This is a genomic window from Pseudomonas sp. GW823-FHT02F05, from assembly GCF_058797315.1.
In genome coordinates this window covers 132,358-156,722 of sequence record NZ_JBXAJM010000002.1, presented here as the reverse complement: position 1 = coordinate 156,722, position 24,365 = coordinate 132,358, and the positions used below count along the sequence as shown (strand labels likewise).

Sequence of the window (24,365 nt, the reverse complement as noted above, 5' to 3'; positions counted from 1 at the left end):
TTTCCACGCGTTAGCGCCGGTTCGCATCATAAGTCTTCCTGACGTTCACCGGGCAGCGCGTACTGCACGCACTGGTAAAACGGAAAGACTGTCGAGTAACCCGGAACCGGTGCCTGCTCGGTACCACTCAAATGCGGATACACATACAGCACTAGATCGGGATTAGGCAGGCGAGGGAACAAATTGTGGATCTCGTTCGTCGCTGTGCGCGTGTACGGTTCTTGGAGAGCCGCGGAGACATCTGCCTGAGCCAGCGGGCGGCGTAACTGCTGTCGAGCATCCAGCAGTTGCTGCTGGGTGCCTTGCGAACCGGCGCCGTTCCAGATATCCATCATGGTTTGCTCGCCATGGGGCAGCAGCGTGTCTTTGTCGGTGGAACACCCCGTCAGGACCCAGCAGAGCAAGCTAATCCAGGTCAGGCAGAGAAGCATAGTCTTTTTCATGGCGAACGCTCCGGCCCTCGGGCTCGTAGTCGATGGTGATCTCATTGTCGAGGTGCAGGGCGACCTGTGCGGCCGGTGGCACGTACACGGCGGCAAAGGCCTCGCCATACAGCTTGTTGACCCACTCACGGATGTCGCTGACCCCACCACTGAGAATTGAATTCAGTGCGCTATTGCCACTGCTGCTGGTGACTCCGAGCGTACTGCCGCCCGAACTGATCAAGCTGCTGTTGTTCCGCTCATCCCCGAGCAAGGAGGCGACACCTGCGCCGGCCGCCGTGATCAGGCTCTGGCTACCGAGGTATTGCTGAGCGTTCGAGCGGCGCTCGCCGGAGATGCAAGGAACGCCATACGGATCGGACAGGTAACCGAGGCCACCGCGGATCTTGTCGGTGTTTGAGCTTTGGGTGGTGGAGGCAGTGCGGCTGGCTACCGCCTTCGGCTGGGGCACCGTGCGGATGGTTCCATCGGTAAACACAACGGTGATTGACTCGACCTGTCCGCGCACGCAAGACAGGGTCCAGTCACCAGACGCCGTGCCGCTCATTACGGCCCCCGCGACGTCCGGCAGGTCGATGCCGTTGGCTGTCAGGTTCTCCGAACCGACCAGCACCTTGAAGGGATAGGGGTCATTCACGGTGCCGTCCACCGGGACTCGGCCGATCAGCGCAGTCATGGCGACCGAGCCCATCAATGTCGCGTTTTCGGGAATGGTGTAGACCTGCTTCGCGCCTTCGGTACGATCAACGGATCGCGTTGGGTCGCGCTCACCCTTGGTAACTGCACGTAGCTGTTTCTGGCTGCGATCAATCGCGTTGTCTTTCAAGCCTTCCAGAGAGTTGAAAGCGGTAGGCAGGCTCAGTGCGGAGGAAGTTGTGGTTTTGCCTCTGGCGTTGGTGGACGAAGCATCCGAGGGTTCAATCCACTGCAGCGTATCAGTGGCAGAGTGTCGCCCTTCTAACTGAGCCCCATCGCCCGGCTCTAGCCCCAATCCGATCGGCATGTCCTTGCCTTCGCCGGTCAGCCCCGACAACTGTTCCTGCAATTGCGTCAGCAGGCCGCGAGCCTGACGACTGTCTTGTTCCGCTTTGAGCCGGGCCTCGTTGGCTTGGCGGCGGCCTTCGTCGACCTGCTGGGTCACACTGCCAAGCGCGGTCTGGATACGCGAATCGACACTGTTTTCCCGCTCGCGAAGGCGGTTGTTTTCCGTCTGCAGCGAATCGTTGTGTTTTTTCAGGCCGAGCATGTCGCTGCGCATGTCCTTCACCTGTCCGACCAGGGTGGCGACCGTATCGCGTGGGGTGTCGCCAGCAATGCCGAGCGACTTGGCCTGCTCGGCGGATAACTGAATGTTGCCCTGATCAACCAGGTTCTCTGGAGAGGGAGTGCTGCCACCCGCGACCCAGGTTTTCAGGATGATCAACACCACGGCCAGTAGCGCAGCCGGTACCAGCCATTTGAGCAATGCGTTAGCTTTCATCGTCAGCACCTCGCGCAACGGGCGGGAGCAGCACGGCTTGTTCGAGGCCGGCACCGCGGGTGACGAGATAGGCGATCGTGGTGTCTTCAGCGCTGCCGACAGGTCCGAGGAAAGCATGTTGGAAGGCTACGGCGAACAGCTTGGCTTGAAGTCGGCGCGGATCGAGTTGCACACTGAATGAGCCGCGGTTGCGCAACTTCACCGCGGTTACCCAGTAATCACCGAGTCGCCAGGCGACGATGGGTGTGCTGGACACGTTTTCGGTCGGCAGCAGGGTTGGCAGTTCGGTGCGTAGCTTGAGCGGGACGCGGCGTATGCCGGGCAGGGGCTCCACGGTGCGCAGAGGCGCGTACAGGCTTTGCGCGGCGTAGCGCGTCAAAGCGACCGGGATCGGTGTGCGTTCTGGAACAGGGACGGTATTAGATTCAGCCTCGGTAGTTTGCACCTGAGCATTCTTGAGAATACGTACGGGCCCCAGCGGTTGATCGCCAGGAGTGGCCGCGATATCCAGGAGGATGATCTCGCCCGTCGTGACCGATTGCAGTTGCAGTCGGGTCGGTGCAATGGCTTCCGACGCTCGCAGGTACAGCGTACCGCCGGTTGATTGCACGCGCAGCTTGCCCGTCAGGGTTGAGGGCACGCCGACTCGAACATCCTCATCAACAAAGACCACCCGCTCCTGATTGATCACCAGCGGGACCGCGAGGGGGAGGCGCTCCCATTGCATCAGCTCGACGGCCTGCGCTGCAGCTCCCCATAGTGTCAGTGCGACGGTTAGTCCCAAGGTAGAAATCCGCTTCATGGCTCAACTCCAGGCAGGGAGATTTTTTGCGGAGTGCCCTGATAACAATCCAGTGCCAGTCCCCACTTATTGCGTTCGGGGTCCAGATCAAAACGCACCACGCGCAATGGATAACGCACCACCACCCGTTTCACCGGTTCGGCGGCGTAATATTCATCGGCATTGAGATCGAGCTTGACCAGCCAGCTGTCGCGGTCGAGTTGCTTGACCCTGAGTTCCGGATCTTCGCTGTAGCCTCGGCCCAGAATTTCGTAGACGCCACGCACCCGCTGGCGCAGTTCTCCGGCGGCTTTGCGGTACTCGTAGTCGCCGTCGAGGAAGGCCTTGCAGGCGGGGGTCAGGTAGGACTGTAAGCTATAGATGGCGCGGCGATAGTCCTGCTCGCCATCCGAGGGCCAGCGGTTGAGCTGACCAAAGATGTAGAGGGCAAAGGCATAGACATTCTCTGAGGGGATATCCCACCACTTGCGCGTGCTGCCCGAGCGCAGATCTGGCGGTACATGCACGGTCAGATCGGTCGGCGCCGAGCGCCAGCCATACCAGAGTCCGGCACAGACAAGGGCGAGGATCATTACCGCCAGACGCAGGCTGAAGATGTGGGCTTGCTGGGCATCCACCTTGTTCCGAAAACGACTCATGGTTGCCACCGGGACAGGGCAGGGCGCAGTCGACGCGAACGGCGAACCGTCCAAGCGCCGGAGTGGAGAATCAAACCTCCACGCCCCAGGCGCCAACGGCTTGCAAGTATCCATTCGAGCTTGCGGTACAACCAGGTTTCGGGGCGGGCACGTTTGGCCCGACGCAGTAGCGTGCCACCGGCAAATAACACTATGGCCATGCCCGCGATCATGCCGGTCGGTGCTATAGCAATGGAAGCGGTAGCGATCGCTAGAGGAACGCTCACTATCAGGCCGATGACCGCGCCGGAACCTAAAGCAATCCAAATCTCATCATTGGTTAACCCGCGCAATACGGCGGGATCACGATTGAGTCGCTCTGGCAGAAAGACCAAAGTGCCGTCGACAAGGCGTTCGATAGCGTCGTTCATGCCAACCTCACAGAATTGCGGCAGCCTTGGTCAGGAACCAGATGATGATCACCACCAGTAGGGCTCCGATGCCGACTACGGCGCCGAGGTCTTTCCAGGTCTTGCGTTGGTTCTGCACGTCGGCATACACCGTCAGCGAATGCCAGGCCACACCCAAGAAAGCGAGCAGGGCGATCAGTAGACCAAGCAGGATGCCGCCGTCATAAGCGTAGTTTTTGATTGTCTCGATCAACCCGGAACCTTCACCCCGTGAAGGAGCTTCCATGGTCGGAAGTTCGGCAAAAGCCAGGCTTGGACCGAGCACCAGCAGCAGACCGATTAAGCGCTGGCTCGCGCGATCACGCAGGTTGTTTTTCAGGGGGACAAGGCGCTTGAGCATGACGGCGATCTCCAGGATTAGGAAAGGGCGAAGAACATCAGGACCAACAATGCGAGCAGCACGCGCATGGCGCTGCCACCGAACGCTCCAAAGCGCACACTGCCGGCGGCCCACCCCCGGTAAGCCGTCAACATCACCCAGGCACACCAGAGTAAAGCCAGGACGAGAACCAGGGACAGCCAGAGCGTCGAACTGCTCTGCGGTGAGAAACCGGAGGCGTTTTGGAACGCCGAGGTCTGAGCTTCAGTCATGGCGACGGCTCCGCGGACGGAGTGTCGAGGCGGTATTCGCCGACCAATTCAGCGGGATCGCGGGGTTGCGCACGGGAAGGAAACAGGTATCCCAGCACACCATGGCGGATGCGTTGGATGTCTTGAGTCAGTTGGGGATAGTCGAAGCGATAGCGTTCGTTTGGTTCAGAGGTACTGGCCACCTCAGCTTGCGTCGCAAGGCGTTCGATAATGTCGAGTTGTTGCTGGACCAGGCTGAGCTGTTCCTGCTCATGAGCAGATGCGGCATAGCTGCTGCCTTGAACAATGGTCAGTGAAAGGAGCAAAAAGTTGCGATAGATGGTAATCGACATGATGCTGGCCCATGTGGAGATGGAGCCAGAATCAAGTTAGCGTTTGAATTATTCAGTATTAAACGCGAGGTGGGATGTATCGCTTTTTTAGGGGCGAGCGGAAAAAGACTCTCACACTACATCAGCAATCGATTGGACCATAAAGAAAGCTCAGACAGCACTCTTACCCATTAATAATGTGTTGTTCATGCGGCAATGAGTGGATTTGCTCGTGCTTGAAGGCAGCATGGGTGACGAAGAGCTAATCATCGCTTAACATTGGAATGTTCATTTTTCATTTCCCTAAACTGAAGGAAGTTTCACATGTCTCGGTTGGTTGAATTTCGTAAGCTTGAGCAACAACTGGCCGAACAGCTCGCAGAGCTTGAGTCGATGAAAAGTGATTCCGGCCTGAAAAAAGAAATGGAATTTGAGAGCAAATTGCGGGCGTTGCTTGGAGAGTACGGCTTCAGCTTGAAGAACATCATTAGCATCCTAGATCCAGAGGCTGGCCGTCGTACCTCGACACTAATAGCAGCTCCTATGAGGGCCGCCCGTAAAGCTCGCGATGTGAAAATTTACAAAAATCCGAACTCTGGTGAGCTGATCGAAACCAAGGGAGGTAACCATCGGCAGTTGAAAGAATGGAAAATCGAGTTTGGCGCAGACGTTGTCGAGTCGTGGCGTACGCAGTAAGAACGATTTGATTGCAAGGGCTCTGCATGCGCCCTTGTTTGTTGGTGAGGGTGATGAGTCCTGAATGCGAATCTTGGTCCCTCTCCTGCACCAATCTTGAGGCACACTCCCAAACTTTGGGAGCCTGCCTTGCACTCAACACTCCGCTCGAAGTGGGGAATCTCGGTCGAATTCTGGCGGGTGAGCTCGTGCGGTGTATCAGTTCTGCAGACGCTGGATAACTATCCTGATACCACGGGGATATACGACTGAAAATATAATTTTTCCGAGTCAGAGATATTTCTTAAATGTAGTTGCCGTGATTGCCATTGCGATGCCAAGCGTTACAGCACAAGGCAAAAATACGGCCATAGGGTTGAGCGAAAAGGGCAGGGACAGGTAAATGACCCAGGGCACGACCAACAGTGGTATCACTGCTCGTTTAGCACGGTGATAGACAAAACTGCTTTCTCGCCCGGCTCCAAACTTACGCAGGTCGCGACGCATCAAGCCATCGACAAGACCGGTGAGCGTGGCCAACAAAAATAGTGGTGTTGCCAGGACCAGAATGGTCAGGCGCACCACGAAGGTAAAGGTCACATAAACTGCAGCCAGTACGAAATCCTCAATGCTCACGTATAGCTGATTGGTCCAACTCCAGAAACTGTTGCCCTGACTCGACACCCGCGCCTGCCGGGCAAAATCCGCAAAGCCCGTCTTGACCAGCAGCCACTGATTTAGAAAATCCAGTACTTGAACGATCGTTTGCCCGGGTTGTTGGAGGATGAGTGAAGCTCTGAAGTGCTCGCTGAGCCATCCCAATTCGCTATTCAACATGGCCTGGCTGTGTCGCCAACCCTGATCGCCCCAGAACAGTAGCAGGCCGGCGAACTCTATGAGGATCGAGAACAGCAACGAGGCGATCAGCAATCCGATGATGCGCAGGACCAGGCTGATCGCCGAGATGATCAACCCCGGGCGCTGGACCGGTTGTGGCGGCGTGTTCTGGACGGAAGTCGGCATCGTTCACTCCATTGCGCACTGCAGAGTTGAGTTGGGCACGACGTCTTCCGGATCGCTTTCTGTTGAGTCGAAATCTAGGTCTCGGTAGGGCTACCCTACCTGATCTAAATCGAAGTTTGTTGTTGGGCCGCCACCGCTTGCGCTCCACCATTGCTCCGCCTGCGCGTTATAGGCCGCCCGCATCCGTTGAGTGAGTTCCTGCAGGTCCTTGGGCATGGCATCATCGTTGGAGGGTTTTGGCAACGGCATACGGACTTTCCAGAGCTGCCCACCTGCCTGGAAGGAGAACATTTGCCCCTTGGGCAAACTGACAATGTGAGCAGGCTCGATCAGCGGCACACTGGTGCTGCTGACACGGTCTTGTGAGGATGAGGTGAAGTCTGTGTTGGCCTCAGGATCGGAGGTGTCGGTGGCGCCCGACACCAAGGTCTTGGTCAGCACGTTAACCTTGGGCAACTGTTGGGTGAGCAGTTCCGCAGTGGCGGTCTCGCGCACGCGGAGTATCTGCAAGGTATTGAAGTTACCAATGACCTGGCCGGCCTTGGCGCGGTTACCAATGCGCGCTTCGATATCGCTGAGAGTCTGGGTATAGGCGGTTACCTGGATACCGGCACCGCCGCCTTTGTTGATCAGCGGGATGAATTCATCCCCCATTAACTCGTTGAACTCATCGGCGTGGAGGTTGATCGGCAACTTGTCACTGTTGTTACCCGATTGGGGCAGGCCATGGTCGGTGCCGTGTTTGTAGATGTGTCCGGCGACCGAGACCAAGTCGGCGAACATGGAGTTGCCTACAGCGGCGGCCACCTCGGCGTCGGTCAGCGCGTCCAGACCGACGTAGACGATGCCGCGTTTTCGGATGATCTGCATCCAGTCGAAGATCGGCCGCGGGTCATCCAGGTCGGTGTAGTTGGGGGCCAGTAACTGGGCGGTCTTGCCGGTGGTGAGTTTCTCCAGCAGCGGCAGTAGCGAGGCCACGATTTTGTCGAAGTAAGTACGGTCGTAGCGCACCGCTGAACGCAGTCCATCCATTACCGGATCAAATACCCGCTTCACCGCCAGGTATTGCTCGATGGCCACCACCCGTTTTTCTCGTCCGACCATATGCCGGGGAATGTTCTTCTCGGTGAGCTTGCTTTCGAGCTGGACGATCACTTCCCACGCCATCGGGTCGGTCTTGGCGAAAAACTGCTGGGCGTATTCGATGAACAGTGCGTCGATGTTGACTACGTGCCGTTGGATCTGCAGGTAGTCCGGACGTCGGCCTAGCTCGATCAGGGCGCGGGCGATGATGTTGACGAAACGCCAGGCGAACTCGCGAAAGGCCGCAGAGTTACCTTCGCCACTGAGCTGCCCTGCGATGCGTGACGCCACTTCCGAGATACGACCGAAACGTCCCACAGCGTTGTAGCGGGCGGAGATTTCTGGCCAGCCCAGATGGAAGACATAAAACTCCTTCTCCCGACCGGCGCGTTTGGCTTCTACGTACATGCGCTTCAGCAGGTCGGCATCGCCCTTCGGATCGAAGACAATCACTACCTCGTGTTCGACGCGGTGTATGTCCTGGGTGATATACACCTCGGCGAGCCGCGTCTTGCCGACACGGGTAGTGCCCAGCACCAGTGTGTGTCCGACCCGTTCGCCCAGCGGCAGACTGACTTCCATTTCGTCGGGCTCGACCCCATGCAACAGCGGCGAGCCACCTACCGGGGGCAAAGGGCGCAACGGATTGAAGGCACTGTCCCAAGCCGTGACTCGGGCCAATGTCGAGAGCGGAAACGGTGCATGTTCCAGGCGTCGTTCGAGTTCACGGGCCAGGCGATAGCTGGTCAGTTGGTCGACGTAGTGGGCGACCGCCGGATCCTGGGCCTCGACCAAGCGCTGGGTGTGCAGACGGGTCCAGCGAAAGCCGCGACCCATAAACAAACGCTTACGGCTGACCGGAATCTGCCGACTGGTCAGTTCGTAGCGGGGCAGCCGGCGGATATTGCGCCGATAGCGCAGCACCTCCCAGGCTTGTCGCAGGCGGATAAGGCCGAACAGGGTATAGGCCAGCGCCGCAGCCAGCCCGATCTCGGGTGAGAGGGCCACAGCCCAGGGCGAGTACACGCACAACACCGCGGCGGCGATGCAGATCGCTACGGTGTACAGCTCCACTGCTGGCCGGAGCTTGGACTCCATCGCATGCTCGGCCATGACCTGACTCACTGTTCCAATGAGGTGGCGGTTATCAAGACGGGGTAGTGCTCAATCTGCAGGCGGGTGGCGATGTCGTTGCCGTTGACCGGCAGGATGGTGACGCCCGGAGCGGCTGCTCGAATCCGGGCCAGGGCTTCAGCATCGGCCACTTCGACGGCGAGGCCGGTTGCGCCCATTTCGTGCAGTTCAGTCGCGCGTTGATTCAGCCAAGCCCACGACTGGGGATCGTCGCCCACCAGAAAGAAGGGTTGTAGCCCAGGCATGTTCAGGGTACGAGATGCGATCTGGCCGGGGCTCAAGTGGGAGCTGCGGACGGGCAGTATCCAGTCTTCATTGGCAGACGTGGACAGGTCCGCATGCACGGCCCGGTCAGCCTGAACTCTGTTATTTATGGGCAGGCCCGTGGCTTGGACGTAGGGTTGGATGACGTCGCCAGTCGGATCCCTGACTACGGTTGGTTTCGCCTGGGCGACAGGTGCCAAGAACAGGATGAAATAGCAGGTAAGGAATATTCGCGTCATGGCGGTGTGCCCTATTTGAAGGAAACCAGCAACCGTTCGAGTTGCCGGGAAAATCCGGCGCGGTAACGCGCGGCCGGCGTTCCTCCTGCCGGGCGGTGATAGCGTCCGGCAGCTGACACCCAGTCACCGGTGGCGGTGTGATGCTCCTGCAGCAGCGCGGCGGTAACGGCGAGATTTCGGTACGGGTCGAGGGCATCGCAGGGGCTGGAAAAACGTTGTCCGTGGTAACCCAGGTTGGTTTGCCCAAGTCCGGCGTCGACCCGCTTGGCGTCATACTGAGTGAGTGCCTGGAGCAAGGCGTGACAGGCGGCCTGGCGAGTGGCGAAGCGGTAAGGGTTACCGGCGATGTTCAGGGTCCAAGGCCAGGGCAGCAGTCGGCCATGGACCCGAATACCGCTCTCCTGCAGGGCAATCGCGAACAGCACCGTAGAAGGGATGTCCGCGTCATGCGCCGCCAGTTGGTAGGCAGGAGGCGGAAGTTCGTCAGCCTGGACGGCGAGCACCGTCAGCAGGAGCGCAATACCACTCAGTCGAGGCGTTGCCATTGTCCACTCACCTGTTGAAATGTGGCAGGCAATGGCCCCGGGGCACCCAGGCTGAACCAGCGACCACGGTCATGGTTCAGGGTGATCTGCTGGCGTTGAACCTTGGCCGGATCGATGTCTGCTTGCCGAGCCCAGCTACGGACGCGTTCATCCTCGCCTTGGCTGCCCACCAGGTAGATATCGAACGCCGTGTCGCTGCTTTGCAGACGCTGTGCTTCGGCGGTGCACGCTGGGCAGTGGTCCTCCACAAACAGGGCCTGGCGCGGCACGACCGATGAGCTGGCAGGGGACGGGGATGCCATGCCCTGGATCGGCAGCAGCCCGGGAAACAGCTTGGCCCAGGCTGCGGTGTAAGCGTTTTGGTAGGCCAACTCGCGCTCAGCGCGTTTGGCTTCCAGCGCTACCTGTAATTCGGCATAGCGCTGGCGCTCTTGGTCGGTCTCGGCCTCAACCCCGAGTGTGGTCAACGGATCAAGGTTCGGGCTCCAGAAACCGCGTGGGCTGGCTTGGATCTGTTCGAAGCGCGTCCACTCCTGCTCCGTCAGACCCCAGCTCGCCGCTTGTACAGAGTCAGAGCGCCCCAGAGGGGCGGACAGCGGGTCCTGGATACTTGACTGTGTCGTGACGGGGTTGCCCATGGCCGCGCCCGTGGTCAGTAGCGAAGCGAGACAGACGACGGCGGGCAGTAGCGCTCTGTTCATGATCGCTTCTCAAGGGATTTGCACGGTCTGGTCTGGCTGAGCGGCCACTGCGAAGATGGCTGAGTTCGGCTCCAGTACTTTTAGGTGCCAGGCCCCCAGTTGCTCACCGCTATGTAGCAGCCGGACATCCGTGAGAGAGCGACTGTCATGAGGTGCGACCGCCAGAAAACGCTCACCACCACGGGACTCGACACTCAACACCGAGAACGGTGGCGAGAGCGGGGCGGGCTTGGGGCGAATGGTCTTTTTCAGCTTGGTCGCGGAAGACGTCGGTGGTGGAGTTGATGACAGAGTTTTGAGCCCCAGAAGCTGCTGCTCGACGTGCTCAAGGCGTGCGCGTAGCGCTGTCAGGTCTGCCACGGTGGCGCGGGCTGCCAGACCGTCGCGCAGTTCCTGTATTTCTTGCGCCCACTGATCCAACATCGGATCGAGGGTATTGGCCTGTTGCTCGCCGGTATCGACCATCTGTTTCAGGTCTTTCAGCGCGTACTGCAGCTTCTCCTGGGCGTCCTTGAGGGCGCTTGAATCACGTTGCAGGGTATCCAGGGTTTGTCGGTATTGCGTGTTCGTGCTCTGTAGTTCCGCCACGCGCTGATACTGGTTATACAATCCACCACTCAGCCCGGCGGCCGCCAGGCAAAGCAATCCAATAATGAGGGTTTGAAACGTCGAGGCTTTCATGGACGTGCCTCCGCCTGATGGGATGAGCTTGGTGTGGCCCGCACGACGCCGGCCTCCGTTTTCTGCTGTTCGAAGCAGACCGAACGGCTGACTTCATCGGTCGTGAGTTGCCAGGCGGGCCCAGCCAGCACTTGTAGCGCGTTGCGCAAAGAGAGCGGGCCGAGCCGGTAATGAGCCGCGGGCAGGGGCCGAGTAAAGAGCACCCTCACCGACGCAGTAGCGGGGCAGAGCGAATAGCCCGAGCGTCGCAATACGTACTGCAACGCATCCTGCACCGAAGGACTCAGGCTGGATGGGATGTTCACTTCAATGATTTGGGCCAGAAGATCGCGTTGTTCCGTGGTGGGCTCGGTGCTCACCAGCGTATAGCGGCCATAGCGGAGTTCTGCCGGACGGCTTCCTTCGGTTGGGCCCCTCGAGACCTGGGTCCAATTGGAGCCATTGTCGATCGCTAGATTGATCGGCGGTGTGTTGGGGATTTGCGCGGTGCAGGCGCTCAACAAACCCAGCAGGCAGACAGGCGTGAAAAAACGCTCCATGGATGAAACCTCATGTCAGATTCAGTGCAGAACCTGACATGAGGTGAAGGAGCGATTCAGTGAGAAAGTTGATTCAAGGCGGGTCGTGTTAAAGCCGAACGCGTTGTTACTCATCGAAAATGGCGAGCCCATCCAAGATGGTAGCGTCGGGGTCGAAGATCAACAATCGCACATCCGCCAATGCCGCCAAATACAGTACGTTGACCAAGGCTTCCGGTGTGCCTGCGTCGAGTTGTTCTTGTCTCAAGCTTGAATAACGTTTGCCCTCAATGTTCAGCACGTTTTCGTCCGTCCGTGGTGTGCCGATCAGTTTGCAACCGATGCCGCAGCAATCCGGCAACGTTAAAAGCTCGAACAAGAGGCCGGTTTGTCTCGGCGCGGAGTGACTGACCCACCCTTCCAGATAGAACATCGCTTCTTCGGGAAGGTGCGCGGTACTGATTTCCCAGGCTCGACTGTAGTGTCCCGTTTCGAAGCTCAAGCGATGGACCATGGCTTGTGCCTCTTCCAGGGAGTACAGATCACCGAGGTGATGCCGCTCGTTGAGCATTTCGCCCATCACAGCGTAGAGTACTTGGCGCACTAGCCCGGTGGACTGGCAGCGTTCATCCAAATCATCCGAAATGGATTGGCCTTCGCTGATCAAGGCGAAATCGCCATTGAACAGGCAGGCGAACAGTTGCAACTCGTCGTCGGGCAGATGGGCTTGTGAGTCGTGTAGGGGTCGAAAGCAGGGAGGGCAGTCGTCTTCGTAGGTGATCAGTAGCAGCCGTTCTATATGAAGGTTGTCGTAACCGCGAGCAAATGGGTTTGAGGCCGTCAGCAGGGCTGCAGCTCGGTGTGTGGGGTTCATGAGCGTGCTCCAGAATGAAAATGAACAAGGCGCCCGAAGACGCCTGTGAGGGTTAAAGCCAGCCATGTTCGGCAAGGGAGAGAGGACGACCTTCACCCACGATGAAGTGATCCAGTACACGCACTTCGATCAAGGCCAAGGCCTCCTTCAGCCGTGCAGTCAAGACGCGATCCGCCTGGCTGGGTTCCGTACACCCTGAGGGGTGGTTGTGAACAAAAATGGTGGCTGCAGCGTTATGCACGAGGGAACGCTTAACGACTTGGCGGGGGTAAACGCTGGCGCCATCAATGCTGCCGTGAAAGAGGACTTCGAATGCCAGCACCCGGTGCCTGGCATCGAGAAAGATCACACCGAAGACTTCATGCTCTTGCTGCACAAGATGCAGTTTTAGGTATGAGGCCACAGCGTCAGGCGACGTCAGGTTCGGGCCGCGGGCGAACAGCCGACGATCCAGAATATGCAGTGCTTCGTCGATCACCTGGTTTTCTTGGACGATACGATCAGCCTCGAAATCCGAAGTATCGATCAGTGTGAGTTGGGTGCTCATGGTGGTACCTCCGAAGGGGAAAAATCAGGGGTACACGCCCGAGGGGAGCAGTGTCCCCGAGGTGGATATAGAGTCGTCGGCGTTAGCAGATGACGCGCTGTTTACAGCCGAGTGAATCGGTGGCGTTGACCGTACAAGGGCGAACCACAACCATCGCAAGGCAATGGAGAAAAGGCTTTTATCCCCCAGCCGGCTTCGGGATCGAAGTCGGCACTGATGGGCATTAACCGAATCAGTCCACGATGGATGCCGGCGATGCGCTTCTCGATTTCATCCGTCGTGTAGTAGAGCGATAACGTGCTGTAGTCCTCGTACGCCACAGCGAACAGGCAGTCGTCGCATAGCCAGAAGGATTCCATGTCGGTTCTCCTGTGCTGATTGAAGAAAAGGCGCTCGAGGGAGCGCCTTGATGTGGAACATCGTTGACTGTTCAGGCGGACTGAACGGTACGGGTAGCATCACGGCGAGCCGTGCGGGGAGTGGGTGGAGAGTCAGGTTCAACCCGAGCCTCTATTGGGATGTCGATCGCCTCAGCTTCGGCATCAGCCGATGGTGGGGATAACTCACTGGTGGGCGCTGGCTCAGCAGGTGCTGTTGCTTCCTGCCTGGCGGGCGCTTTGTACTCGAACGTGCCGTTGACCTTGATCCAGTCGATGAACAGCAAACGACCTTTCAGGCTGGCGCCCGGTTGGCCTTGTTTATCGCCTTTCTCGTAGAGAAACGGATCGATCCACAGGTCGCCGATACGGAACGACAGCAAGACCTTTTTCTCGGCTTTGACGGCGTCCATATAGAGACGAATCAAGCGTTCAGCTTCACCCCCAGCGACTTTGCAGTCGAAACGGGTGTACTCCACCGCATCGATGGCACCGTGTAGGGCTGCAATATCGCAGGCCATGAATGGCTGGCCGCGGCGGACTTGTACTTCACGAACACGGTTGAGGTAACCGATACCGACGGTGTGCAGGTTGAAGTAAGTGGTCGCTTCTTGGGAGTGGTTGGCGTGGGCCATGATGGTTCTCCTGTTTCAAGGGAAAACGGTGACGCACAGTCCCTGAAGGGGAAGTGAGCCCCGTCAGGGTGGGTAAGGTGAAGGCGAGCAATGAACGACTCGCCACCGGCAAACCGATGACGATCGGAACGATGCGTCTGGGGGAATAGCAGTGCAGCAGAGGAGCGTCTGCGGTGGTGATCCGCAGGCATAGGGGAGTGGGCATTCATCACCGCTGAAGCGGTAATCGTGCAAGCTTCCGAACGCTGATTGCACTTGGGTGAACCACCACGAACGTGGCGTAGCCTTTAAGGTTCAAGCTACCTGGGCTGGGCTGTCAACGACAGCGAACCACGCCTTTTGTATAAGCCTGTCACAGGGGAGCGTCAAGACGCTGCAACCCGATTTTTTAAGGCCGGAATACGATGGAAGTCACTGGAATTAAGAAAATGAAAAAAATGAAGAGTGGGCCTGGAGGGGCGCCAGGCGAGGAAGAGAAAAGCCACCTTTGACGGTCTTGCGCAGTCGACAAGCGCCTCGCAACACTTGGTTGAACTGCGCCATGATTCGCCAACCGACCCTTGTCGTGGCCTGGGTCGGAACCTGCTGGCACGCATCCGCGCACAAAGGGTGCCCAGTGTTTCCCCGGTGGGCTCCGGGACTGAATACGATCGCCGAAGCGGATGACCGCTATTGCCTGGTAGAGGCAACAGTGGTCATCCGCCACCGTGATGAGGTCGAGCACAAGTGAGGAATGAAATTCCGCAGAAGAGAAGGCTCCGAACTCTAGGAGTCCGACCGAGCTACCCGGAGCGAATCGGTCTTGGGTCGCCGTTGGCGGTGATCCGAAGCTACTACAGCAGAGAGGGCAACACGACGTCAAGCCAGTGGGCGACCCCTCATAAGAAACTACATTGAGCGCGATGAAAGAGGTTACTTACTGCCGAGATGAGTGGCCAATTGTTCGACAGTTGCCAGGATAAAGGCGCGGTCACTTTCTTTCAGTCCGTGCAGCAGACCCGCGATCATCTGGCCTTGATCATTGGGACGATTGCTCGACTCCGTCAGCAGTTCATCCATCCGGCAGTCGAAAATATCCGCTAACTGCATCAGCTTGACCACGGAAAGCTCTACCACACCCCGCTCCAGGCGCGATATGGCTTCACTGCCGATCCCCATGCGCTCAGCCACCTCTTCTTGGGTCAGATTACGCTCGGTCCTGTGTTTCGCGATCATGCGCCCGATTTGGGCTTGGGTTGGATGTTTATGTGCCAAGTGATGAGTTCTCCAGTTCAACCCGAATGGTTGAGCAAAGACCCATTGACATGAACATCCTTAACGGTTGAGTATCAACTTATAGAGTTGTTATATTGGCTGAAATCGCTATGTAATGCGACGTGGCTTCTATTCCTCCAGGAATCAAAGTCCGAGGTGGTCAGTGAGAATGAGCGGTCTGATAGGGCCAAGCTGAGGAACGGTTGAGCATGGAAGAGGAGAGCGAGAACGTCATGGATCTGATTTGGGATCGAACACTGGAGCTGTTCATCAAGATTCATGATTGCCCGGAGAACCCCGAGCACTTCGACAGTCTTGTCCATTGGCTCAACGAAGATCCTGCTCACCTGAAAGCGTTTAACGAACTGGGGCAGATATGGATTGCGACAGGCATCGCATTGGCCCGTGAAATCGGACAACCGCTAAGCGACTTGGAGAGGGATCAGCCACCGTTGATAATGCACTGACCATATCGCTCCCAATACTCATGTCGATCTCCAGTGAAGCGTCATGAGCGACGCGTATCTTTTCTTATCGGCACAGTGCCCTTGCAGTCCGGATAGTGGGAGCATGACCAGAACGGCCCTGATTTTCCCTTTCGCCTGAGCATTGAAGCGTTGCAAATGGGGCAGGCCGGACCAGCTTCGATAGGCATGGCTAAAGTAAGTGAGCCGTAGCGTGCGACCAACTGCGCAATCCAAGTCGCCTGCTTGGCGACGAACGCATCAAGGGTCAGCCGTTCCGCTTCGATTTCGTCCAGAGCCTGTTCCCAGATCGCGGTCATACCTGGATCTGCGATTGCAGCGGGTACCGCCTCGATCAGGGTATGGGCCGCTGCGGAGGCCATCAAGGCGCGTTTTTTCTTCAGCAAATAACCGCGATCAATCAACCCCTTGATGATACCGGCTCGCGTGGCTTCGGTGCCGATACCGGTGGTTTCCCGGAGCTTCTGTCTCAGGCGTGGGTCGTTGACCAGCTTAGCCACATTTTTCATCGCCTTGATCAGATCGCCCTCGGTGAGCGGTTTGGGAGCTGCAGTGCGCATGGACTTGAGTTCGACGTCGTCCACTGTGCACTGACTACCCTGTTGCAAGACGGGCAATACTTGGGACTTATGACTGGGCTCATCCTCCTCGGCGGCGTCATAGAGCAAGCCTTTCCAGCCCTGGACCAGGATCTGTTTGCCTACAGCGGTCAATCGTTCTTCGCCACACTCCAGTTCGACCTGGGTCCGATCAAACTCATGATGCGGAAGAAATTGCACAAGGTAGTGGCTGCGAATCAGTTCGTAGACTTGGCGTTCTTGTACGGACATCCGCGCCAGGTTTGCCGGCTCGGTGGTCGGGATGATGGCGTGGTGCGCGGTGACCTTGGCATCGTTCCACACGCGAGAGTGCAGTGATTGATCGAGTCTTCCTAATGCGGGTTGCAGCGCGGGATCCGTTTTGAGCAGGGCATCGAATACCGCGGGTACCTCGTTGAACATACTATCTGGCAAATAGCGGCAATCGCTGCGCGGGTAGGTGGTGGCTTTGTGGGTTTCATACAGCGCCTGGGCGATGTTCAGGGTTTCCTGAGCGCCGAGACCCAGCTTGCGTGAGCAGACTTCTTGCAGTGTGCTCAGGTCGAAGGGCAGGGGCGGCGGTTCTCGGAAATGCTCAGTCTGCAGCGAGAGTACTGTGGCGGTCTTACTGCCAGAGATCACTTGGACCGTTTGACTGGCAAGCGCCTGCTGCAGGCAACGACCGGCCTCGTCTCGCCCTGAGTTTGGTGGTAACCACGATGCGATGAATGGTTGCCCCATTGAGGACAGGTGCACATCCACGTCCCAGTAGGGCACCGAGACGAAGCTGGCAATCGCACGATCCCGATCGACCACCAGACGTAAAGTGGGTGTCTGGACGCGTCCGACCGACAATACACCGTCGTAACCCACCCGCCGACCAAGGAGGGTAAACAAACGACTCAGGTTCATGCCGATCAGCCAGTCGGCGCGGCTGCGGGCGAGGGCGGAGTGATAGAGCGGGAAGGTTTCCTGACCAGACTTCAGCGAGGACAGTGCTTTGCGAATCGACGCCTCGTTGAGGGCGGACAACCAGAGGCGCTGAACGGGGCCTCGATACTGGCAGAGCTCCAGTAACTCGCGGGCAATCATTTCACCTTCGCGATCGGCGTCGGTGGCAATGACGACGGTGGTAGCGTCACCGAGTAGGCGTTTGATGACCTTGAACTGTGCGGCAGTCTTGGGTTTGACCTCAACCCTCCACTGCGCGGGAGTGATCGGTAGATGATCCAACGACCAGGATTTGTACTGAGCATCATAAGCTTCAGGTGGGGATGTCTCCAGCAGGTGGCCGATACACCAGGTGACGGTTGAATCGGTGCCGATTAGGCAACCATCACCACGCCGGGTGGCTCCGAGCACCTTGGCGATGTCACGACCCTGGGACGGTTTCTCACAGAGGAAGAGACGCATAGAACTGCTCCGGATTGGGTTCGGAGCAGCGTTGTTCGAAGTAGCAGGGGCGAGATATGAGAAACCTGAATGGCAGGTTCCTCATATTAGTCGGTGAGGGCAGCCTTGAATGGGCGAGGCGGCTACCTCGTAGTAGTGTGGAGCTTCACAAGCAGCGAGTAATGACAGGCCAGGAACTTCGCGCAAAGGCGCATTTTTAATGCTTGAAGTCTGTCAGGCCGTAGGTGGTTGTCCTCTGCGTTTCTTGGGTTTCGACGCAGGTGAACTGGCCTGCTCTGTATTTTGAGAGGCCACCGGTTCACTGGAGCGTTCCCGCATGACCACACTGTGCACCCGGTGGGGCAGGACACCGACTCGACGGGCCTCGATCTTGAAGGTCACCCGCGCATTGTCTTCGCTGTCCTCCCACTCATCGCGCACCGTACGACCTTCGACCAGAACGCGCATGCCTTTCTGGTACAGCGTGCTCCAGTGTTCAGCTTCGCGGTGCCAGAGCTCAACCGGCGCCCAGTAGCCGCCTCGATCTTCATAGCTGCCCTCGCGTGAGATGGGGTTGTCGAAGTACACATTCAGCCGCAGCAAACGCCGTGGTTCGTCATTACCTGAGGCGAATTCTTGGAACTCTGGCGCACTGCCGATATTGCCTTCGCCAACGAAAAAAGTACTCATCGTGATACCTCCACTGCGGGTGTGTACTGGCGCAGCAGCTGTTCGGCGCTGGCCATTTTGATCGCGCAGGTCGAGGCCTGGCGGTAGATCGAATGCACCACGCTCATCTGCAGGTTCAGTGCAATGCGCTCGCATTCGAAACGGTGCAATCCCTCGCGTACGGCCTGCGGCAGGGCGTTGTTGCAGACCTGGCGTTCCCAGACCGCAACCCCCATACGGGCAAAATCACGGGTGCGCCAACGCAAAAAGGTGCTGCCCGCGCTGGTGTTCTGCAGCACCAATCGGATATCCAGCAGTGAGTAAGGAGGCTGTCCGGCCTGCTGCACCACAGCCTCCATCAGGCGACATAACTGCGCCTCGATTTCCCTCGCCGCCTGCGCCAGGTGTTCCAACTCCCCCTTACCCTTAAAGGGCTTTAAAAGGCCTTTTAGGGAGGCAGCGTGTTCGAGCTGCCGATAGGCATCCGGTGTCAACGCGTCGAAGGGCATTGGTTGAGCCGGGATCATCGGATTCATGCTTCGTCCTCCGGCTCATCCGCTGTCGCAGACGGTTCTTCCGCGTCCTCTGCCAACGCGTCGGCGTCATCCACTGGCACAGCACCACGGCGAATGATCGGCGGCGCGAACTGGGAGCGGCGATGACCCTCCAGGATGTCCATTGGGGGCAAACCCATCTTCTCGATGGCCGCAATGGCACGGGCGTTGTTCGCCGCTATGTCATCACGGGTGACGCCAGAATGCCGATAGCGCTGGGCTTGGCCGAACAGGCTGCGCAGCAGATGGGCGCCATCATCGATCCAGGCTTCCATGTCGACGCGGCCGATCAGGGCGGTGTGATGGGCCAACAGGGTACGGCGCACTAGGGTGTCGTAGTCGGTCAGCAGGTAGACCGCGAGAAAACCCAGCTGGCTGCCGATGTACAACGGCAAGGTGACGGGGTGGATGTTGAGGTTATCGCCCATGTCGATCTGTGTCGGCAGGTCCTGTCTGATCCGGTCCAGCTGCTGGGTCAGTTCCAGCATCCCAACCTTGGCCTGCATCAGTTTTTCTTCGAGTTGCACGATGGCCCAATCGGCATAGGGATCGTCCTGGGCCGCGGTTTGTTTGATCAGGTTGGTGACACTGATGTAGCCGGCCATACCCATGATCGAGTGGACGCCTTCGCGTGCGGCTCGACCTTGCCAGATACGGGCGGCATGGTGGGTGTGCAGGGTCAGGGTGATGCTGCTGCGCAATGAACCCAGATTGAGTTGATAGTGATCGGCCACGGTGGTGTCCTCGCATCGGCTTGGACGGGAACGTTGCGACAGATGAGGGGCAAGGACAGCCAAAAAGCTGAATGCGGTCTGTTCGGTTTGGTTTAAGAGGGTTAACTATGGAGACGTCAATGGGTGGAGATGTCCCGGCTTTTCCCTAAGAGATTCATAGTTTGGTCCGACGTGTTCGTAGAGTGGAACTCAATGGATTTGATGCCACTGGCATCAAATCTACTGACGTCCACCGCGTTTGCCACGCAGTTGGCGTAGCTCATTCAGACACGCTTGGGCGAGGGCGGATGCGGGTTCGCCCTGTTTTCGAGACGGGCGTGACTGTGCTGTTGGGGGCGGATCTGCAATGGGTGAGGGCTCTGTCTGGCCTGCCCAAGGACGAAAGTCGCCTTTCAGCGCGCGCTGGATCAGGCCCATCAGATACGCCGCTGGCTTGCGGATTCCACCGGCCGCACAGCGTGCCCCCGCTTCGTTGAGCACCGCCTGCCGATCCGCTGGTTTGAGCTTGTTCAGCGCCACGGCGACGGCCTGACGCTCGTTTGGGCTCAGGTGCAGCGCAGTGGGCCAGTGCAGGTTATCCACCGCTGGGGTCGCGCGCGGTACTGTACAAATACTTTCTTTTAATACAGTACAGGCGGCGTTCGGATTCCGAACGGTGCGGGAAACACTGGCGTTCAGACTCGGTTCGGAATCCGAACGAGGGCCTGTACGATTCCGAACGAGGGCATTTTCTCCCGGTTCCGAATCGTGCAGAGTGGCATCGGTTGCCGGATCCAATCCTTGCTGCGCCCAAAGTTCGCCCGAACTGTCGAGCCGCGTCGGTAACCGATCCCGATCGATATTCGTGTCTTGGCGGACTTCCTCCACAACGTGCTGGGCGACAATACGTACCGCCTTGGTGGCATGACCGAGGGCATGTCCGACCAGCGCCAGGTAATCCTGATCCAGTTCCATGGCTTCTGCGGGGGTTAACGGCTCATCGTGCAGAACGTACAGCGAACCTTGAAGACGTCCGCTGAGCTGATCGCGTCCGCGACTCACCAAACTGAGCCAGCGGGTCAACCTGAGCATCGTCAACACCCGAGCAATGGTTTCACGGGAGGCTGACGCACCGTAGGGCACGCTTGATAGGTAAGGCTGCAAATCCTCATAGCGCGGTGTGACCACGCCCTGACCGTGCAGCATGAGTCGAAACACCTGCCAGGCATTGCGCTCCAATGGCGTCAGCCGACTATCCAACAGCAGCCGACGTGGCACGACTTCGTGAGATTGGCCACTGAACAAAAAGCCCGCCTGCAGGGCCTTGTTGGAGGGATGTTCAGTGGTGGGGCGTGCGGGCCAGCGCTCACTCAGCTGCTGGGTGCATTGCTGCAGGACACGCTGCCAGCGATTGGAAGGGGCAGTGTTCATGTGTCGTTGCTGTACTGGTCAATCTGCTGCCACACGATGGTCAAGCTGATCTGTTGTTCTTCGGCCAGCATCATCATGGCGTCGAGCTGATCTTCAGTACCATCTTGCGCACGCAACTGGCACCAACGCTGCCAAAGTGAATGTTCCTGGGCTTCGCTCAAATGCTGAGGACGGCCCTTACGGGTTTCTATCTTGAGCAGACGTCGGCGCAGGGCGGTTTCCGAATGCGCCAAGCCAAAGCACTGGTACATGATGGTGCTGCTGGCGCCCAGCTTGAGCGCGCGGTTGATCAATCGCTCGTTCTGCTCGTCGCGCTCGGCTTGTTCGATCAATCGATGCAGCACCGGCGAGTCGATCTTGACCTCTACCCAGGGTACGGTGGCATGGGCCAGGCGTGACAGGGTTGTGGGCGGTAGGGATTGCAACAAGTAGATGTCGTCTTCACCCAGCCCAAGTGCCTTGCAGCGCTGCAAATTACCCAGGCGCAACTCGTGAAGCACTTGGGTCAGCATGGCCTGATTGAGCACATTGAAGGACAGGTTCATGGCAGCTCCTTCGGTGAATCAGCTTCAGGGGTAAGCGTTAGGTCGATCAGGCGCCGGGCCAGACGGATCAGGCGATACAGTTTGATTAACAAACTGTCGGGCAGTCGCTCCAGGCCTACGTCCATGATGGGATGGTCTGGCAGCGGAAATTGGTAAATCCCCAGCAACAGTTGGCCGAACAAGGCTGAGGGCAGTTGCTTGCGATCCTCCCAGTTCACGTCGTCTTGAGCGCGCATTAGGGCCAGGAGCAGAAGGTGAACGCCGGTCGAGCGAGGTGTCGCAAGATCTACCAGCTCCATATCTAGGGCAAAACCCAATCCATGCTGCTGATCGATGATGCTCTCGGGATGTCCGGCATAGGTCGCCATTTCCCGCGCCAGTCCGGCGATGGCTGAACGCAGTTTTTTGGGGCTATCCAGTGTGGGTGCGATGGTCCAGATGTTATCGATCGCGCAGGTTTCGACGGGCGGTGTTACTTCAGTGGCAATGTCGCGATCGATTTGTTCGCGAATCTGTTGAACGCGTGACGGAGGGCTGACCGCTGAGGCGATATTCGTTTCGGGCGGTGTGAGCAGCTCCTCTCGCGCTGTTTTGGTCTGGGCGCTGGTCTCGGCTGATTGGGGACGTGACTCGGAGGGGGGAACTCCGACCGAGGCTTCATCAACGCTCGGCAGATGCCTGTTCTCCGAGGACGTGGTAACAACAACGCCAGGCGTCGAGATGACCCGTTGGGTGTCGCTCAGTTCCAGGGCCAGCATTCGGTAGGACTGTCCGAGCAAACGGCTCATGCGTTCGAGCAGTTCATCCTGTATCTGCTCAATATCGAAGGCCTCGGGTTCGGCATCGAAGTAACCCAGGGTATCGAGCCAAAATTCGGCGAACGCAATGGTGGCGTTTGGATAACGGTTCCAAGTTCGTTCAGCCTGGCTACGTAGGCCGATCAGGCGTTCGATTTGCGGCTTACCCAATCCGGCATACAGGGTTTGTGGAATGGCGGGCAGTAAGTGTTCAAGGGTGTCGAGCATCCGGCTAATGTGCGACTGCGAAATGGGATAGCCTCCAGCGACAAGGCGTCGTGCCAGCTCACGTTGCGAGAGCACAGCGCCATCTGGTTCGAGCATGGTTTTGAGTTTGGCCACAGCCAGTGCTCGTTCGATGAAGGTGAGTTGGCCGTGCAGATCGCTTTCGGCCAGATGGCCGAGCAGGGCGGTGATTTCATTGGCCCAGGGTCGGAACAGGCAGTGAATGCGAAAAAAACGTTCGTCGCGGGTTTCCTGCCACAGCTCGCCGAGAATCGCCAAGCGCGTATTACCGCCGTTGCGGATGATGAAATAGGTTTCCCCTGGGCGGCGAGTAATCGGCGGTGGTTGATCCAGACCGCGTTCACGGATCGAGGCCTTGATATCGTCGTACAGCGGATTACGGATGAAGCGCGGGTTGTGTTCGTAGGGCCGCAACTGCTCCAGCGTGACCAGCATAGGCGTGTCAGTGAGTGGGTCGGGCAGACGCTCTACTTCTGGACCCCGAGGGAAGTGGTCCTGGTGCAGCTTGTCGGAGATCTCCTCCTGACTGAGCTTCTTCATCAGAACATCCTCAATTAACGCCGGTTGCGCAAATGGTCGCCGACCTCGAACTTGACGATCTCGACGGTCCCCGAACCTTCGAAATGTCGGGAGAGTTCTGCGAGGAACCACCCCATGGCCGAGCGCCCACCCTGCAGACGAAAGACCACGGTGCAGTACTCCTCGCAAGGTGGGTGGTGGGGTTGAATGGACGGTGGAACGATGATGGGAAGCTGATCCAACATCAACAGACTCCTTGCCAAACGCTGTTGGCATCAAGATCGATTAACCTAAACGGCTATCGAGAACACTCGCGCGACGAGTCGCCTGATTGAATCACCGAGACTCTGTTTACCGTGTAGATTGCCGAACGCCATTCCGGGAACAGCTCGGCGGCCAACGCTTGCATGGTTTCTAGCGTTGATGACGAACGTCGTCCGGGTGACTGGTGACTCTCCATTCGGTGTACTGGAAGTCCAAGAGATGCGGCGTTGAGGTACGCCACCCGATCTGGAATTAGGGTATCTAGGATTGATATGTTGGGTGTTTTAATGAAGGTTTCGCGCAGACCCCGAATGATCATCTGGGTATCCTTCCACCGTGCGTTCACTTGGTTAAGCAGCAGTCGCAGCGATGGTGTTGTTATGCCCAAGTGACGAAACGGTTCTAGTTCACTCAGCAGCTTTAGGATGCCGCGATGCAGCTCGCGTGCGGCGAGCATTTCCGGAGTGACGGGCGAGAGGGCAAGATCGGAGGCCAGCGTGGCCATCTCCAGAAGCACGCTGCGTGCGCCTTGGGTGTCGATCAAAAGAAGGTCATAGCTGGCGCCGAATTGGTCAAGTAAATTTCGCAGCCGCAGCCGACAGTCGGGGGCATGCAGCAGTAATGTGCTCAACCGACCTTGATCGTCATTGGAGATAATCAAGTCGAGACCTTTGACCTCTGTTTTGGAAATAATCTGTGCAGGAGATGTCTGATTGAGTGCTATGAACTCGTACGTACCCGCAGACGCTTTTTGATTCAATGCGTAATAGCTGGAGAGGGTGGGTTGGCTGTCCAGATCAAGTAGCAGCACACGGAGGCCCGCATCCGCTAGCAGACCGGCAAGATTGGCCGCTACAGTGGTTTTGCCGACACCCCCTTTGGTCGAAACAATCGATATCACACGCATA

General features: G+C 58.1%; 31 protein-coding genes. 2 read left to right on the top strand and 29 right to left on the bottom strand.

Translation table 11 applies throughout. The features are described 5' to 3' along the window. Positions 1-26: 26 nt before the first annotated feature. The 8 genes from AC1RAC_RS03305 to AC1RAC_RS03270 are packed head-to-tail and all read right to left on the bottom strand — an operon-like array spanning position 27 to position 4,735. Positions 27-443 carry a TIGR03751 family conjugal transfer lipoprotein gene (locus AC1RAC_RS03305; RefSeq protein ID WP_492616216.1) on the bottom strand — a complete coding sequence of 139 codons (417 nt, stop codon included), beginning with the start codon at positions 441-443 and terminating at the stop codon, positions 27-29. Continuing rightward, entirely contained in the window at positions 406-1,923 is a 1,518-nt protein-coding gene (locus AC1RAC_RS03300; protein ID WP_492616215.1) for a TIGR03752 family integrating conjugative element protein, read from the bottom strand. The genes AC1RAC_RS03305 and AC1RAC_RS03300 overlap by 38 nt, the downstream gene beginning before the upstream one ends. After that, positions 1,913-2,725 carry a TIGR03749 family integrating conjugative element protein gene (locus AC1RAC_RS03295; RefSeq protein WP_492616214.1) on the bottom strand — a complete coding sequence of 271 codons (813 nt, stop codon included), beginning with the start codon at positions 2,723-2,725 and terminating at the stop codon, positions 1,913-1,915. The genes AC1RAC_RS03300 and AC1RAC_RS03295 overlap by 11 nt, the downstream gene beginning before the upstream one ends. Then, complete coding sequence (locus AC1RAC_RS03290) at positions 2,722-3,363, bottom strand: PFL_4703 family integrating conjugative element protein (protein ID WP_492616213.1); 642 nt, start codon at positions 3,361-3,363, stop codon at positions 2,722-2,724. The genes AC1RAC_RS03295 and AC1RAC_RS03290 overlap by 4 nt, the downstream gene beginning before the upstream one ends. Next, positions 3,360-3,773, bottom strand: a complete 414-nt coding sequence (locus tag AC1RAC_RS03285; RefSeq protein ID WP_492616212.1) for a TIGR03750 family conjugal transfer protein — start codon at positions 3,771-3,773, stop codon at positions 3,360-3,362. Before AC1RAC_RS03285 ends, AC1RAC_RS03290 begins: the two co-directional genes overlap by 4 nt. Before the next feature lie 7 nt (positions 3,774-3,780). Next, positions 3,781-4,152, bottom strand: a complete 372-nt coding sequence (locus AC1RAC_RS03280) for a TIGR03745 family integrating conjugative element membrane protein (protein ID WP_275969337.1) — start codon at positions 4,150-4,152, stop codon at positions 3,781-3,783. Between the two features lie 17 nt (positions 4,153-4,169). Continuing rightward, positions 4,170-4,403 (bottom strand): TIGR03758 family integrating conjugative element protein, encoded by a 234-nt coding sequence (locus tag AC1RAC_RS03275; protein WP_492616211.1) that lies wholly within the window; start codon positions 4,401-4,403, stop codon positions 4,170-4,172. Further along, complete coding sequence (locus AC1RAC_RS03270; protein WP_492616210.1) at positions 4,400-4,735, bottom strand: integrative conjugative element protein, RAQPRD family; 336 nt, start codon at positions 4,733-4,735, stop codon at positions 4,400-4,402. Before AC1RAC_RS03270 ends, AC1RAC_RS03275 begins: the two co-directional genes overlap by 4 nt. A 303-nt stretch (positions 4,736-5,038) precedes the next feature. Here AC1RAC_RS03270 and AC1RAC_RS03265 point away from each other — a divergent pair, with 303 nt between their 5' ends. Further along, on the top strand, positions 5,039-5,410 hold the full coding sequence (locus AC1RAC_RS03265) for a histone-like nucleoid-structuring protein, MvaT/MvaU family (protein WP_492616209.1): 372 nt from the start codon (positions 5,039-5,041) through the stop codon (positions 5,408-5,410). 270 nt (positions 5,411-5,680) lie between these two features. Here AC1RAC_RS03265 and AC1RAC_RS03260 read toward each other — a convergent pair whose 3' ends face one another. From AC1RAC_RS03260 to AC1RAC_RS03205, 12 genes are all read right to left on the bottom strand, one after another. After that, positions 5,681-6,412: a TIGR03747 family integrating conjugative element membrane protein gene (locus AC1RAC_RS03260; protein WP_492616208.1), complete on the bottom strand. Its 732-nt coding sequence runs from the start codon at positions 6,410-6,412 to the stop codon at positions 5,681-5,683. Positions 6,413-6,502: 90 nt separating this feature from the next. Then, a complete protein-coding gene (gene traD, locus AC1RAC_RS03255; RefSeq protein ID WP_492616207.1) occupies positions 6,503-8,608 on the bottom strand; it encodes a type IV conjugative transfer system coupling protein TraD in 2,106 nt (701 codons plus the stop codon). An 8-nt stretch (positions 8,609-8,616) separates the two neighbouring features. Further along, the gene (locus AC1RAC_RS03250) at positions 8,617-9,132 is read right to left on the bottom strand and encodes an integrating conjugative element protein (protein WP_492616206.1); all 516 of its coding nucleotides are present in this window, start codon (positions 9,130-9,132) and stop codon (positions 8,617-8,619) included. 11 nt (positions 9,133-9,143) lie between these two features. Further along, positions 9,144-9,677 carry a lysozyme family protein gene (locus AC1RAC_RS03245; protein ID WP_492616205.1) on the bottom strand — a complete coding sequence of 178 codons (534 nt, stop codon included), beginning with the start codon at positions 9,675-9,677 and terminating at the stop codon, positions 9,144-9,146. Further along, positions 9,659-10,378, bottom strand: coding sequence for a TIGR03759 family integrating conjugative element protein (locus tag AC1RAC_RS03240; protein WP_492616204.1), 720 nt, complete (start codon positions 10,376-10,378; stop codon positions 9,659-9,661). The genes AC1RAC_RS03245 and AC1RAC_RS03240 overlap by 19 nt, the downstream gene beginning before the upstream one ends. 9 nt (positions 10,379-10,387) lie before the next feature. After that, a complete protein-coding gene (locus tag AC1RAC_RS03235; RefSeq protein WP_492616203.1) occupies positions 10,388-11,059 on the bottom strand; it encodes a chemotaxis protein in 672 nt (223 codons plus the stop codon). Further along, the gene (pilL2, locus tag AC1RAC_RS03230; protein WP_492616202.1) at positions 11,056-11,598 is read right to left on the bottom strand and encodes a PFGI-1 class ICE element type IV pilus protein PilL2; all 543 of its coding nucleotides are present in this window, start codon (positions 11,596-11,598) and stop codon (positions 11,056-11,058) included. Before pilL2 ends, AC1RAC_RS03235 begins: the two co-directional genes overlap by 4 nt. 106 nt (positions 11,599-11,704) lie before the next feature. Then, on the bottom strand, positions 11,705-12,451 hold the full coding sequence (locus AC1RAC_RS03225; RefSeq protein ID WP_492616201.1) for a DUF5983 family protein: 747 nt from the start codon (positions 12,449-12,451) through the stop codon (positions 11,705-11,707). A gap of 52 nt (positions 12,452-12,503) precedes the next feature. After that, complete coding sequence (gene radC, locus AC1RAC_RS03220) at positions 12,504-12,998, bottom strand: RadC family protein (protein ID WP_492616200.1); 495 nt, start codon at positions 12,996-12,998, stop codon at positions 12,504-12,506. A 101-nt stretch (positions 12,999-13,099) separates the two neighbouring features. Beyond that, the gene (locus AC1RAC_RS03215) at positions 13,100-13,357 is read right to left on the bottom strand and encodes a hypothetical protein (RefSeq protein ID WP_492616199.1); all 258 of its coding nucleotides are present in this window, start codon (positions 13,355-13,357) and stop codon (positions 13,100-13,102) included. A 71-nt stretch (positions 13,358-13,428) separates the two neighbouring features. Continuing rightward, a complete protein-coding gene (locus AC1RAC_RS03210) occupies positions 13,429-14,010 on the bottom strand; it encodes an STY4534 family ICE replication protein (protein ID WP_492616198.1) in 582 nt (193 codons plus the stop codon). A gap of 912 nt (positions 14,011-14,922) precedes the next feature. After that, entirely contained in the window at positions 14,923-15,264 is a 342-nt protein-coding gene (locus AC1RAC_RS03205; RefSeq protein WP_477759074.1) for a helix-turn-helix domain-containing protein, read from the bottom strand. 209 nt (positions 15,265-15,473) lie between these two features. Between AC1RAC_RS03205 and AC1RAC_RS03200 the strand changes: the two genes are divergently transcribed. Then, the gene (locus AC1RAC_RS03200; RefSeq protein WP_492616197.1) at positions 15,474-15,731 is read left to right on the top strand and encodes a hypothetical protein; all 258 of its coding nucleotides are present in this window, start codon (positions 15,474-15,476) and stop codon (positions 15,729-15,731) included. Positions 15,732-15,772: 41 nt separating this feature from the next. Here AC1RAC_RS03200 and AC1RAC_RS03195 read toward each other — a convergent pair whose 3' ends face one another. The 9 genes from AC1RAC_RS03195 to AC1RAC_RS03155 all read right to left on the bottom strand — a co-directional run bounded on the left by AC1RAC_RS03195 (position 15,773) and on the right by AC1RAC_RS03155 (position 24,364). Beyond that, complete coding sequence (locus tag AC1RAC_RS03195) at positions 15,773-17,740, bottom strand: DNA topoisomerase III (RefSeq protein ID WP_492616196.1); 1,968 nt, start codon at positions 17,738-17,740, stop codon at positions 15,773-15,775. Between the two features lie 213 nt (positions 17,741-17,953). Continuing rightward, the gene (locus tag AC1RAC_RS03190; protein ID WP_492616195.1) at positions 17,954-18,409 is read right to left on the bottom strand and encodes a single-stranded DNA-binding protein; all 456 of its coding nucleotides are present in this window, start codon (positions 18,407-18,409) and stop codon (positions 17,954-17,956) included. After that, positions 18,406-18,924, bottom strand: a complete 519-nt coding sequence (locus AC1RAC_RS03185; RefSeq protein WP_492616194.1) for a DUF3158 family protein — start codon at positions 18,922-18,924, stop codon at positions 18,406-18,408. The genes AC1RAC_RS03190 and AC1RAC_RS03185 overlap by 4 nt, the downstream gene beginning before the upstream one ends. Then, on the bottom strand, positions 18,921-19,676 hold the full coding sequence (locus AC1RAC_RS03180) for a PFL_4669 family integrating conjugative element protein (protein ID WP_492616193.1): 756 nt from the start codon (positions 19,674-19,676) through the stop codon (positions 18,921-18,923). The genes AC1RAC_RS03185 and AC1RAC_RS03180 overlap by 4 nt, the downstream gene beginning before the upstream one ends. A gap of 219 nt (positions 19,677-19,895) precedes the next feature. Further along, the gene (locus tag AC1RAC_RS03175; RefSeq protein WP_492616192.1) at positions 19,896-21,086 is read right to left on the bottom strand and encodes an STY4528 family pathogenicity island replication protein; all 1,191 of its coding nucleotides are present in this window, start codon (positions 21,084-21,086) and stop codon (positions 19,896-19,898) included. After that, complete coding sequence (locus AC1RAC_RS03170; protein ID WP_492616191.1) at positions 21,083-21,631, bottom strand: DUF2857 domain-containing protein; 549 nt, start codon at positions 21,629-21,631, stop codon at positions 21,083-21,085. Before AC1RAC_RS03170 ends, AC1RAC_RS03175 begins: the two co-directional genes overlap by 4 nt. Then, complete coding sequence (locus AC1RAC_RS03165) at positions 21,628-23,214, bottom strand: ParB family protein (RefSeq protein WP_492616190.1); 1,587 nt, start codon at positions 23,212-23,214, stop codon at positions 21,628-21,630. The genes AC1RAC_RS03170 and AC1RAC_RS03165 overlap by 4 nt, the downstream gene beginning before the upstream one ends. A gap of 14 nt (positions 23,215-23,228) precedes the next feature. Next, complete coding sequence (locus AC1RAC_RS03160; protein WP_492616189.1) at positions 23,229-23,438, bottom strand: hypothetical protein; 210 nt, start codon at positions 23,436-23,438, stop codon at positions 23,229-23,231. A gap of 53 nt (positions 23,439-23,491) precedes the next feature. Then, positions 23,492-24,364, bottom strand: coding sequence for a ParA family protein (locus AC1RAC_RS03155; RefSeq protein WP_492616188.1), 873 nt, complete (start codon positions 24,362-24,364; stop codon positions 23,492-23,494). Position 24,365 lies beyond the last annotated feature (1 nt).